The organism is Lysobacter sp. Soil_C_59, assembly GCF_057656415.1.
The window spans coordinates 150283-162838 of record NZ_JBDGKK010000003.1 but is presented as its reverse complement, the minus strand read 5'-3'; the positions used below and the strand labels follow the sequence as shown (position 1 = coordinate 162838).

General features: G+C 65.5%; 10 protein-coding genes. 7 read left to right on the top strand and 3 right to left on the bottom strand.

Annotated features, from left to right (window positions below):
* Positions 1-109 precede the first annotated feature (109 nt).
* Positions 110-1660, top strand: a complete 1551-nt coding sequence (locus tag AC3A3Q_RS07475; RefSeq protein WP_487585655.1) for an arylsulfatase — start codon at positions 110-112, stop codon at positions 1658-1660.
* Between the two features lie 51 nt (positions 1661-1711).
* On the opposite strand, the gene AC3A3Q_RS07470 is transcribed toward AC3A3Q_RS07475, so the two are convergent.
* The gene (locus AC3A3Q_RS07470; protein WP_487585654.1) at positions 1712-2737 is read right to left on the bottom strand and encodes an AraC family transcriptional regulator; all 1026 of its coding nucleotides are present in this window, start codon (positions 2735-2737) and stop codon (positions 1712-1714) included.
* Between the two features lie 152 nt (positions 2738-2889).
* Between AC3A3Q_RS07470 and AC3A3Q_RS07465 the strand changes: the two genes are divergently transcribed.
* The 6 genes from AC3A3Q_RS07465 (at position 2890) to AC3A3Q_RS07440 (ending at position 8460) form a co-directional block, all read left to right on the top strand.
* A complete protein-coding gene (locus AC3A3Q_RS07465; RefSeq protein WP_487585653.1) occupies positions 2890-3870 on the top strand; it encodes a quinone oxidoreductase family protein in 981 nt (326 codons plus the stop codon).
* A gap of 11 nt (positions 3871-3881) precedes the next feature.
* Positions 3882-4730 carry a TauD/TfdA dioxygenase family protein gene (locus AC3A3Q_RS07460; protein ID WP_487585652.1) on the top strand — a complete coding sequence of 283 codons (849 nt, stop codon included), beginning with the start codon at positions 3882-3884 and terminating at the stop codon, positions 4728-4730.
* Between the two features lie 70 nt (positions 4731-4800).
* The gene (locus AC3A3Q_RS07455) at positions 4801-5856 is read left to right on the top strand and encodes a beta-keto acid cleavage family enzyme (protein WP_487585651.1); all 1056 of its coding nucleotides are present in this window, start codon (positions 4801-4803) and stop codon (positions 5854-5856) included.
* 45 nt (positions 5857-5901) lie between these two features.
* A complete protein-coding gene (locus AC3A3Q_RS07450; protein WP_487585650.1) occupies positions 5902-7227 on the top strand; it encodes an MFS transporter in 1326 nt (441 codons plus the stop codon).
* Positions 7224-7868 carry a DsbA family oxidoreductase gene (locus tag AC3A3Q_RS07445; protein ID WP_487585649.1) on the top strand — a complete coding sequence of 215 codons (645 nt, stop codon included), beginning with the start codon at positions 7224-7226 and terminating at the stop codon, positions 7866-7868. The genes AC3A3Q_RS07450 and AC3A3Q_RS07445 overlap by 4 nt, the downstream gene beginning before the upstream one ends.
* Before the next feature lie 25 nt (positions 7869-7893).
* On the top strand, positions 7894-8460 hold the full coding sequence (locus tag AC3A3Q_RS07440) for an RBBP9/YdeN family alpha/beta hydrolase (RefSeq protein ID WP_487585648.1): 567 nt from the start codon (positions 7894-7896) through the stop codon (positions 8458-8460).
* 42 nt (positions 8461-8502) lie between these two features.
* Here AC3A3Q_RS07440 and AC3A3Q_RS07435 read toward each other — a convergent pair whose 3' ends face one another.
* Together AC3A3Q_RS07435 and AC3A3Q_RS07430 are read right to left on the bottom strand one after the other, a co-directional pair.
* The gene (locus tag AC3A3Q_RS07435) at positions 8503-10143 is read right to left on the bottom strand and encodes a 3-(methylthio)propionyl-CoA ligase (protein WP_487585647.1); all 1641 of its coding nucleotides are present in this window, start codon (positions 10141-10143) and stop codon (positions 8503-8505) included.
* Between the two features lies 1 nt (position 10144).
* Positions 10145-12553 carry an efflux RND transporter permease subunit gene (locus AC3A3Q_RS07430; protein WP_487585646.1) on the bottom strand — a complete coding sequence of 803 codons (2409 nt, stop codon included), beginning with the start codon at positions 12551-12553 and terminating at the stop codon, positions 10145-10147.
* Between the last annotated feature and the right edge of the window lie 3 nt (positions 12554-12556).

Below are 12556 nucleotides of genomic sequence, written 5' to 3'. Positions count from 1 at the left end.
AGACATGGATGGCCGAGCGCGACCTTCACAAAAGGCAGACGCCGACTGACAACAATCCATGGACCGCTCTCCTCGGCCCGACTTGAGCGGCTGCCCACAGGAGATCGTCATGGCCCCCAAGAAAGCCCCCGCGAAGAGCGGGCGTAGCTCATCCAAAGCCGCATCCTCCAGCAAGCCCAACATCCTGGTCATCTTCGGCGATGACATCGGCATTCCGCAGATCAGCGCCTACACGCGCGGTCTCATGGGCTACCAGACGCCCAACATCGACCGCATCGCCAGCGAAGGCGCGCTGTTCACCGACTCCTATGGGCAGCAGAGCTGCACTGCCGGCCGCGCGTCTTTCATCCTCGGCCAGGAACCGTTCCGCACGGGCCTGCTCACCATCGGCATGCCCGGTGACCCGCACGGAATCACCGACTGGATGCCCACCATTGCCGATGTGATGAAGAGCCAGGGCTACGCGACCGGCCAGTTCGGCAAGAACCATCTCGGCGACCAGGACCAGCACCTGCCGACGAACCACGGCTTCGATGAGTTCTTCGGCAACCTTTACCACCTGAATGCCGAAGAAGAGCCCGAAGGCTACTTCTATCCAAAGGATCCGGCGTTCAAGAAGAAGTTCGGGCCGCGCGGCGTGATCCACTCACACGCCGGCGGGAAAATCGAGGACACCGGTCCGCTGAACATCAAGCGCATGCCGACGATCGACGAGGAGTTCCTCGGTGCGGCGCAGAAGTTCATCAAGAAGAGCGTCAAGGACGAAACGCCGTTCTTCGTCTGGTTCAACACCACCCGCATGCATGTCTTCACCCACCTGAAGAAGGAATCGCTGGGAAAGACGGGCAAGGGCATGCACGCCGACGGCATGGTCGAACACGACGGCCACGTGGGCGAGTTGCTGGACCTGCTGGACGAACTGGGCATCGACGACAACACGATCGTCGTCTACACCACCGACAACGGCGCGGAGATCGCGTTGTGGCCGGACGGCGCGATGACGATGTTCCGCGGCGAGAAGGGCTCGACCTGGGAAGGCGGCTTCCGCATCCCGATGGCGATCCGCTGGCCGGGCGTGATCGCGCCGGGCACGGTCATCAACGACCCGATCTCGCTGCTCGACATGTTCCCCACGCTATGCGCGGCGGCGGGTGCGGCGGATATCAAGGAGCAACTGGCAAAGGGCACGACGCTCGGAAAGAAGAAGTTCAAGGTCAAGCTGGACGGCTTCAACTTCATGCCGTTCTTCCAGGGCAAGGAGAAGAAGGGACCGCGCGACGCGATCTTCTACTTCGACCAGGGCGGAAGCCTCAATGCGTTGCGCTTCCAGGACTGGAAGCTGAGTTTCGCCGTGCAGGCGCACGGAAACATCGCCACCGGTTCACGCACCGTGACCAACTGGGCGACCATCTGCAACCTGCGCATGGATCCATACGAGCGCGGGCTGGAAGACGGCGGCGGCGCGATCGAATTCCTGGCAAGGCAGATGTGGCTGATCGTCCCGGTGATGGGAGCGATCAAGGCGTTCTTCTCCGACTTCATGGACTACCCATACCAGGCCGGCAGCGGGCTCAATGCAGGCGCGATCAACTATGGGCTGTTGAAGCAGGAGGACGCGGTGAAGCGTCTGAAGAAGCTCGAGTCCCTGCATCCCAACTAGGTGGATCGACTGTCCCGGGCGCACATCGCGTCCGGGACAGGTTGGGGGACATCAACGACCTTTCGGCAGCTCGCTGCGCGAGCGAAGATCCTTGCGCCACGCCCTTGGCGCCATGCCGAACTCCGCCGAGAACCATCGGGTGAACGAGCTGGGCGCGGAGAATCCCAACAGCCGCCCGACCACCTGCAGCGAGTAGTTGCGGTTCTCCATGTAGCGAACCGCCAGGTCGGTGCGAACCGAATTGAGGATGTCGGAGAACGTCTCGTTGGCTTCCTCGAGGCGGCGTTGCAGCGTGCGCACGTTCATCCCGCGGCCGTGCGCGACTTGCTCGATGGTGGCTTGGCCCATCGGCATCAGAATGTAGAGATCCTTGCGCACGTCGGTAGTGATGGAATTCTTGTCGGGGGTCGGCAGCGACTCCACCAGGCGCTTGACGTAGACGGCCATGGCCGGATCGGCCGACGGGTTGCGGTAGGTCAGGTCGGCGGCGTCGCAGACGATGCCGTTGAACTCGCGGTCGAACTCGGTGGCGCAGCGGAAAACGCGGCGGTGGACCAGCAGGTTCTCCGGCGGGCCGTGGGTGAAGTGCACGCTGTGCGGCTTCCAGTGCGGACCGAGCAGGAACCCGCACAGGCGGTACAGCGCGCCCATCGCCAGTTCGATGGCCTGGCGGGAAGTCGGGCCCGGACCGGGCACGAATTCCTCGCGGATCACCACCGTGCGCCCTCGCTCCTCGACATGGATCGCCAGCAGCTCGTTGAGCAGGTGGCGGTACTTCATCGTCGTCATCAGCGCATCGCGCAGCGTCGGCTGGTGGATCAGCAGCAGGCTGACCACGCCGAAGTCCGACATCTGGCGCGATTCGGCCATGCGCAGGCCGAAGGTGTCGCAGCCGGTCTGGCGGGCGGAGTCCTCCAGCAGCTTGACGGCGGCGGCAGCGGGGATGCGCCGCTCCGGGTCGGACAGCATGGTCCGGCTCAGTCCGGCCATGCGCAGCAGCGGCTGCGGATTGAGGCCGAGTTGCTGCGCCACCTCGAAATAGTTCTTCAGCGTGGCGGCACGGATGAGGCTGCTCATGGACCGGTTCCAGGCTCGGGCGCCTTGTCATGATATGAGAAATTGGTGTCGCTGTTTGGAAAGAATTGCATCCCTCTGCGTGCCTATAGTCGAAGCCGTCAACCCCTTGAGGGGTGCCCCCGATTCATAGTTGAGAGGTTGCAAAAACTGCCATGGCCCATGCTGTTCGATTCCACCAGGCCGGCGGCCCCGAGGTCCTGCGCTACGAGTCCGTCGCCGTCGGCGACCCGGGCCCGGGCCAGGTGCGCTTGCGCCACGTCGCGGTCGGGCTGAACTACGCCGACACCTACTTCCGCAATGGTACCTACGTGATCCCGTTGCCGGCCGGCATCGGTGTCGAGGCTGCGGGCGTGGTCGAGGCTGTGGGCGATGGCGTCGACCAGGTCGGCGTCGGCGACCGTGTCACCTATACAGGCTTCATCAACACGCTGGGGGCTTACAGCACCGAGCGCCTGGTGCCAGCGGCACCGCTGATCAAGCTGCCCGAGGCCATCGCCTGCGAGACCGCCGCCGCCATGACCATGCGCGGCCTGACCGCGGCCTACCTGATGCGCCGCATCTATCCGTTCAAGGCGGGTGATTCGATCCTGCTGCACGCCGCCGCCGGTGGTGTCGGCCTGATCGTCGCGCAGTGGGCGAAGCTGCTCGGCCTGACCGTGATCGGCACCGTGTCGACCGAAGCCAAGGCCGAGATGGCGCGTGCCCACGGCTGCGACCATGTCATCAACTACAGCCATGAAGACGTCGCCAAGCGCGTGCGCGAGCTGACCGGCGGCGTTGGCGTGTCGGTGGTGTTCGACAGCGTCGGCAAGACCACGTTCGAAGCCTCGCTCGATTCGCTCAAGCGCCGCGGCCTGATGGTCTGCGTCGGCACCGCATCGGGACCGATCCCGCCATTCAATCCGCAGATGCTGGCCATCAAGGGGTCGCTCTACATGACCCGCCCGGCGCTCGCCGATTACATCGCCGACCCTGCCGAGAAGGCCGAACTGGCCGCCGAACTGTTCGACCACGTTGCCGCCGGCCGCATCCAGATCGGCATCAACCAGCGCTATGCGCTGCAGGATGCGGTGCAGGCCCATCGCGACCTGGAGTCCCGCAAGACCACCGGCTCGTCGATCTTCGTGATCTGAGGAAGACCGACATGCGCGCCGAACTGCTGACCTGCGCCATCGGAGCCGAACTGGTCGGCGTCGACCTGGCCGATGCCATCCGTGACGATGGCCTGTTCCAGGAATTGCGCCGCCTGCTGGTCCAGCACAAGGTGCTGTTCCTGCGCGACCAGGACATCACCCGCGCCGAGCACGTCGCGTTCGCGCGGCGCTTCGGCGAGCTGGAGGACCACCCGGTCGCGGGCAGCGACCCGGAGCACCCGGGCCTGGTGCGCATCTACAAGTCGCCCGAGCAGCCCAACGAACGCTACGAGAACGCCTGGCACAGCGACGCGACGTGGCGCGTGGCGCCGCCGTTCGGCTGCGTGCTGCGCTGCGTGGAATGCCCGCCGATGGGCGGCGACACGATGTGGGCGAACATGGTGCTTGCCTACGAGAAGTTGCCCGGGCACATCAAGCAACAGATAGACGGCCTGCGCGCCCGGCACAGCATCGAAGCGACCTTCGGCGCGGCGATGCCGATCGAAAAGCGCCTCGCCCTGAAACAACAGTTTCCCGACGCCGAGCATCCGGTGGTGCGTATCCACCCGGATACCGGCGAGAAGATCCTGTTCGTCAATGCCTTCACCACGCACTTCACCAACTTCCACACGCCCGACAACGTGCGTTATGGGCAGGACTACACGGCCGGTGCGCAGCAGTTGCTGCAGTACCTGATCAGCCAGGCCCATGTCCCCGAATACCAGGTCCGCTGGCGCTGGTCGCCCAACAGCATCGCCATCTGGGACAACCGCAGCACCCAGCATTACGCAGTGATGGATTACCCGCCGTGCCATCGAAAGATGGAGCGCGCGGGAATCATCGGCGACGTGCCCTGTTGATTTGCCATTGACCTTATCCGGCACCGCCGATCCGACTGCACCACCGCCGCGCATTACTACGGAGATACCCATGAATTTCCTCGATGGATCGTTGTTCCCCGAGAACCAGCCCAAGCTGGTGATCACCGCCGCGCCGTACGGACCGGAGTGGCTGCCGTCGGACTTCCCGGAAGACATCCCGGTGACGATGGAGGAGCACATCCAGAAGGCGGTCGACTGCTACAACGCCGGCGCCACCGTGCTTCACCTGCACGTGCGTGAGCTCGACGGCAAGGGTTCCAAGCGCCTGTCGATGTTCAACGAGCTGCTGGCCGGCATCCGTTCGCGCGTGCCGGACATGATCCTGCAGGTCGGCGGTTCGATTTCGTTCGCACCTGAAGGCGAGGGCAACGTCGCCAAGTGGCTGTCGGACGACACCCGGCACATGCTCGCCGAGCTGACGCCGGCGCCGGACCAGGTGACGATCGCCATCAACACCAACCAGATGAACGTGGTCGAGCAGATGTGCGAGGCCGACCTGGCCGGCACCAGCCTGGGCACGCCGGAGGGCTACCGCGCCTACCGTGAAATGACCATCCCGGCGGGTCCCGAGTGGGTCGAGGAGCATATCCGCCGACTGTCGGCCAACGGCATCCAGACCCATTTCCAGCTTGCCAACATCACCCAGCTGGAGACGGTCGAGCGCATGATGCGCAAGGGCACCTGCAACGTGCCGCTGATCCTGACCTGGGTGGCGATCGGTGGCGGCTTCGACGCGCCGAACATCTACAACCTGGCCAACTTCGTGCGTGGCTGCCCCGATGGATCGGTGCTGACGCTGGAGTCGTCGATGCTCAACGTGCTGCCGCTGAACATGATGGCGATCGCGATGGGTCTGCACGTTCGCTGCGGCAACGAGGACAACATCTGGACCCAGCGCCGTGACCGCAAGATGGGCAGCGTGGAGCAGATCGAGCAGCTGGTGCGGTTCTCGCGCGAGTTCGGCCGCGACATCGCCACGCCTGCGCAGGCGCGCGAGATCTACAAGATCGGTACTTTCTACAAGGATGCCGATGAGACGCTGGCGGCGAATGGCTTCGCGCCGAACCGCCGGCCGGTCTGGAAGGGCGTGCCGCAGCCCGCCTGAAGCGCGCCCGCATGACTCCCGCCTACTGAACTGCAGGTTCGACCCATGGCTTACCACTCCCTTCCGGATCACGGCAACGACGACCCCGGCGCGCGGATTCCGCGGCGGTACGCCTGGGTCGTGTTCGGCCTGAGCTTCGGCCTGCTGCTGTCGGACTACATGTCGCGGCAGGTGCTCAATGCCGTGTTCCCGCTGCTCAAGCAGGAGTGGGCGCTGACCGATGCACGCCTCGGGCTCCTGAGCGGCATCGTCGCGCTGATGGTGGGGTTGCTGACGTTCCCGCTGTCGTTGCTGGCCGACCGGTTCGGGCGGGTGAAGAGCCTGGCATTGATGGCCGGCGTGTGGAGCCTGGCGACGCTGGCCTGCGGCCTTGCGCAGCAGTACCCGCAGATGCTGGTCGCGCGATTCTTCGTGGGCGTGGGTGAAGCGGCTTACGGCAGCGTCGGCATTGCCGTCGTGCTGTCGGTGTTTCCCAAGGACATGCGGGCGACGCTGACCGGGGCCTTCATGGCCGGTGGCATGTTCGGCTCGGTGCTGGGCATGGCGCTCGGCGGGGCCGTGGCCGCGCACCTGGGCTGGCGATGGGCATTCGCGGTGATGGCAGTGTTCGGCCTGGTGCTGGCGTTGCTGTATCCGATCATCGTCAGGGAAAAGCGTATCTCGCCATCGATGCGGCCGGATCAGCCACGCATCGATGCGCCGCCGGCCTCGCGGGTACCGCTGCGCAGCCTGGTCAACAGCCGCTCGGTGGTCGGCGCTTACATCGGCAGCGGCCTGCAGTTGTTCGTCGGTGGCACGGTCATCGTCTGGATTCCCAGCTACCTCAATCGCTATTACGCGATGGCCACCGATGTCGCCGGTGGCGTGTCGGCGATCATCGTGCTGGTCAGCGGCATCGGCATGATCGCCTGCGGCATGCTCAGCGATCGCATGTGCCGCAACGCGCCGCAACACAAGTTCAACCTTGCCATTGCCTACAGCCTCGGTAGCTGCGCGTTGCTGTCGCTCGCGTTCGCGCTGCCACACGGCATGCCGCAACTGGTGATGATCGGGATGGGCATGGTCCTGGCAGCCGGCACCAGTGGTCCGGCCGGCGCGATGGTCGCCAATCTCACGCCGTTGCCGATCCATGGCACCGCGTTTGCAACGCTGACGCTGGCCAACAACCTGCTGGGCCTCGCCGCGGGGCCGCTGGTTACCGGTCTGCTCGCCGATGCGCTGGGCCTGGCCAAGGCATTCCAGCTGGTGCCGCTGGTCAGCGTGATGGCAGCCGCCGTGTTCTGGTTCGCCAAGCGCCATTACCTCACGGATGTCGAGCACGTGGGCATCCACGCGCGCGGTTCCGCTGCCGTCATGCAGGCGCAGACGTGAGTGCGGGCAACAAGCTCACGATCGGCATCCACTTCGACCTGATCTGTCCCTGGTGCTTCATCGGCAAGCACCAGTTCGCGATGGCAAGGGGCAAGTACACGCAGATGTTTCCGGCGGTCGCCGTCGAGACGGTCTGGCGTCCGGTGCAGCTGTTGCCCGACGTGCCCGCGCCAGGAGTGCCATTCGCCGCGTTCTACGAAAGGCGACTGGGCTCGGCCGAGGCCGTCCGGCGACGGCAGAAGCAGGTCGCGCAGGCGGCCAGCGGCGTCGGTCTCGATCTCGACCTGTCCGCCATCGAACGCATGCCCAACACCGCACGCGCACACCGTCTGCTGCGCCAGGTGGCCGGGCTGGGCGATCTGGCGCTGTACGAAGCGCTGCTCGATCGCCTGTTCGCGGCGTACTTCCAGCGTGGCGAGGACATTGGCGACGAGGCGACGTTGCGGATGCTGGCGGCGGACGTCGGCGTGCGCTCGCACGTTGTCGACGCGGCGCAGGCAGACGCCGGCAACCCGGCGACCGCCGCAGCCGTCGAGGGTGTGCCGCACTTCGATTTCAACGGGCGCCTGTCCCTGTCCGGCGCCCGCGATGCCGCGATCCTGCTGATGGCCATGAGCAAGGCCGTGCAAGTGCTGCCATGAAGGGAACAACCCCGAGGAAGCTGTCATGAACGTCGACGCGACCGTGCTGATCGTTCCGGGACTGCGTGAGCACGTGCCGGAACACTGGCAGACGCTGCTCGCCGCCGGCTTGCCCAACGTGCATACTGTGCCGCCCCTGGAGCAGGACAAGCTCAGTTGCGTTGCCCGGGTGGAGGCACTGGATCGTGCGCTGGCCGCCATCGACGGCCCGGTGATCCTCGTCGCCCACAGTGCAGGCGTGATGATGGTTGCGCACTGGGCACTGTCGACTGCCGGCCACCGCCCGATCAAGGGCGCCTTGCTGGCAACGCCCGCTGACGTGGAGATTCCGTTCCCGGTCGGCTATCCGACGCTGGATACCTTGCGCGACCACGCATGGCTGCCGATTCCGCGCCGCCGGTTCGGATTCCCGAGTCTGCTTGCGGCCAGTCGCAACGATCCGTTGTGCTCGTACTCGCGTGCGCAATCACTGGCGCACGACTGGGGTAGCGAATTCGTCGACCTTGGCCAGGTCGGCCACCTCAATCCGGCGGCCGGCTTCGGCAAGTGGCCGCAGGCATGGGAGCTGATCGCCCGCCTGGACGGCGCGTAACCGGTAGCCCGGGCGGGCGAAGCGCGCCCGGGCTACATTTGCTCAGGCATCTTCCGGGAAGCGATAGTCGCGGTACTGCTCGCGCAGCACCGCCTTGTGCAGTTTCCCGGTCGCGGTGTGCGGCAGCTGCTGCACGAACAGCACGTCGTCCGGAAGCCACCATTTGGCGACGCGGTCCTCGAGATAGCGCAGCACGGTCTCGCGCTCCATTGTCTGGCCCGGCTTGACGACCACCAGCATCAACGGCCGCTCCTGCCACTTCGGGTGGGCGATGCCGATGACGGCCGCTTCGGCGATGGTCAGATGACCCATCGCGGCGTTCTCCAGGGCGATGGAAGATATCCACTCGCCACCGGACTTGATCACGTCCTTGGCGCGGTCGGTGATCTGCATGTAGCCATCGCGGTCGATGGTCGCAACGTCACCGGTATCGAAGTAGCCCTCGTCGTCCAGGATCGATCCGCTGTCGTCACGGTAGTAGGCGCCGGCAACCCACGGGCCCCGAATCTTCAGGTGACCTGCGGCCTGGCCGTCGTGCGGAAGCCGGTTGCCGTCCTCGTCGGTCAGCTTGAGGCTCACACCGAACACGGGGCGGCCCTGCTTGGCCTGCACCTGCAGGCGTTCTTCAAGCGGCAGCGAAGCGTGCTTGGGCAGCAGGTTGCACACGGTGCCGACCGGCGAGGTCTCGGTCATGCCCCAGGCATGGACCACGAACGCGCCGAAGTCGCGCTCGAACGCTTCGGCCATTGCCCGCGGCGCCGCTGCGCCGCCGATCACGACCCGGCGAAGCGTCAGTTCCGAAGACGGCTTCAGGCGTTCGGCCGCTACATGTTGCAGCAGCATCATCCAGACCGTGGGCACGCCGAGGGCGAGGGTGACGCGCTCATCGCGTAGCAACTGATAGACGCTGGCGCCGTCGAGGGCCGGGCCGGGCAGGACCAGCTTGGCGCCGCTCATGGCGCCGGCATAGGGCATGCTCCAGGCGTTGACGTGGAACATCGGCACCACCAGCAGTGCCGTTTCGTCCCTCGATACCGCAAGGCTGTCGACGGTGCAGGCGCCATAGGCATGCAGCACGGTCGACCGGTGCGAGTACAGCACGCCCTTGGGCATGCCGGTCGTGCCCGAGGTGTAGCACAGCGAAGCAGCGGCGCACTCGTCCAGATCCGGCCAGGCATAGTCGCCGGTCTGCGCCGCGAGTAGCTCCTCGTAGCACAGCAGGCCCGGGATGGCGCTTTCGGGCATGTTCGCGCGATCGGTCATCACCACGAAGTGGCGAACGCTCGTCAGCTTCGGCAGCAGCTTTTCAACCAGGGCCACGAAGCTCAGGTCGAAGAAGAGGACCGTGTCTTCCGCGTGGTTGATGATGTATTCGAGCTGTTCTGGAAACAGGCGCGGGTTGGCTGTATGCAGCACGGCACCCATTCCGGACACACCAAAGTACAGCTCCATGTGGCGATAGCCGTTCCAGGCCAGCGTGCCGACGCGGTCGCCGCGTTGCACGCCCAGCGCGTTCAGCGCACTTGCCGCCTGCCTTGCGCGCCTATCGATGTCGCGGTAAGTGCAACGGTGGACCGGGCCTTCGACCGTGCGCGAAACCACTTCCGCATCCGGGTGGGACGCCACCGCGTGCTCGATCAGCGACGACACCAGCAGCTTGTGGTCCTGCATCAATCCCAACATGTCATGCCTCCACTTTGCGCAGCAGGAAGTGCGAGAGCGCGGGAATCAGGACCAGCGCGCCGATCATGTTCCACAGGAACATGAAGGTAAGCAGGATGCCCATGTCGGCCTGGAACTTGATCGGCGAGAACGCCCAGGTGATGACACCGGCAGCCAAGGTGATGCCAACCAGTGCCACGACCTTGCCGGTGAACATCACCGCATGGCGGTAGGCGGCGGCGAGTGGCACACCCGCACGCTGCTGGCCCAACTGCACGCTCAGCAGGTACAACGCATAGTCGACGCCGATGCCGGCACCCAGCGCGATCACCGGCAGCGTGGCAACCTTCACGCCGATGCCCAGTCCCACCATCAGTGCCTCGCACAGGATCGAGGTCAGGATCAGCGGCAGCACCGCCACCACCACGGCGCGCCAGCTGCGGAATGCCACGAAGCAGAGCAGGGCGACCGCGCCGTAGACGTACAGCAGCATGGAGCGGCTGGCGGCGTGGACGACTTCGTTGGTGGCCGCCTCGATGCCCGCGGAACCGGCGGCCAGCTTGAAGGTCACGTCGCGGTCGTTGTGGCGTGCGGCGAAGTCCTCGGCAATAGCGGAGACGCGCTTTAGCGAATCGGCCTTGTGGTCGGACAGGTAGGCAATCACCGGCAACACCGAGCACTCGGTGTTGAACAGGTCCGGGTTGAGCACCGTCGCCTGCTGGCCGGAGTAGTTGATGACGTCCTGGTTGCGGTTGATGGTCAACCACTTCGGGTTGCCCTCGAACGAACCTGCCGTGATGTTGCGTACCGCATCGACCAGCGAGACGGTGGTCTGCACCGCCGGGTCCTGTTGCAGCGCCCAGCCCAGGCGGTCGGCCTGGATCAGGGTCTTGTAGTTCAGGCAGGCGTCCTTGGGCGTCTTCACGATCACCGCGAACAGATCGCTCGACAGTGCGTAGTTGGCGGTGATGAAGGCGTTGTCGCGGTTGTAGCGCGAGTCCTTGCGCAGCTCCGGCGCGCCCGGGTCGAGATCGCCGACCTGCAGGCCGCGGCTGATCCACAGGCCACCGGCCGCGAGCAGCACCGCGCCGGTGATCGCAGCGATCGCCCAGCGCCGCTCGGTGAACTTGTCCAGCACGTTCCAGAAGGCGCCGACGCCGCGTCCGCTGGCTTCCTTGCTCTCCTCGCGCAGGCTGCGCGTGGCCGCCGCCGGGCTGACGCCGACGTACGACAGCAGCACCGGCAGCAGGATCAGGTTGGTGAACACCAGCACGCCCACGCCGATGCTGGCGGTCAGTGCCAGCTCCTTGATCACCGGGATGTCGATGGTCATGAGCACGGCGAAACCGACCACGTCGGCCAGCAGCGCGGTCAGACCGGCGAGGAACAGGCGGCGGAAGGTGTAGCGCGCAGCAACCAGGCGATGGGTGCCGCGCCCCACGTCCTGCATGATGCCGTTCATCTTCTGCGCGCCATGGCTGACGCCGATGGCGAAGATCAGGAACGGCACGAGCACCGAGAACGGGTCCAGCTCGAAGCCGAGCAGGCGCACCAGGCCCAGCTGCCAGATCACGGCGACCACCGAGCAGGCGACCACCAGCACGGTGCTGCGCACGCACCGGGTGTACAGGAAGATGATCAGCGCGGCGATCAGCGCGGCGCCGAGGAAGAAGCTGGCGACCTTGACCAGGCCTTCGATCAGGTCACCGGCGAGCTTGGCGAAGCCGATCACGTGGATCTTGACCTTGCCCTTGCCGGCGGCCTCGTACTTGGCGCGCACGCGCTGCTCGAGCTGCTGCGAGAACGCGTGGTAGTCCAGTCGCTCGCCGCTCTCCGCATTGCGCTCCAGCAGTGGCACGAACACCATCGTCGAACGGAAATCGTTGGCGACCAGGTTGCCGACGATGTTGGCGCGGCGGATGTTGAGCTTGAGCGCATCGACAGACGCAGGCGAGCCGTCGTAGTTGTCCGGCATCACCGGACCGCCGACGAAGCCTTCCTCGTTGACCTCGCTCCAGCGCACGGCCGGGGTCCATATCGACTTCATCCAGGCCCGGTCGACGTCCTGCATCAGGAACACTTCGTCGTTGACCTGCTTGAGGACTTCCAGGTACTGCGGATCGAAGATGTCGCCGTGGGCATTTTCGACCACTACGCGCACGGAGTTGCCCAGCCCGCGCAGGCTGCCGCGACTCTCCAGGTAGTTCCTGACGTAGGCGTGGCCGTGCGGAATCATCTTCTCGAAGCCGGCATTGATCGCCAGCTTCGTCGCCTGGAACCCGAGCAGCACCGTCAGCAGCGCACAGGCAACGACGATCAGCAGCCGGTGATTGAAGATGGCACGTTCGAAGAACTGGCCCGAGCGGTGGTCGAAGCCCTCGATCGAGTGGACGACCGGCATGTCGTCGAGGGGGGTGTCTAGCTTGTTCAAACG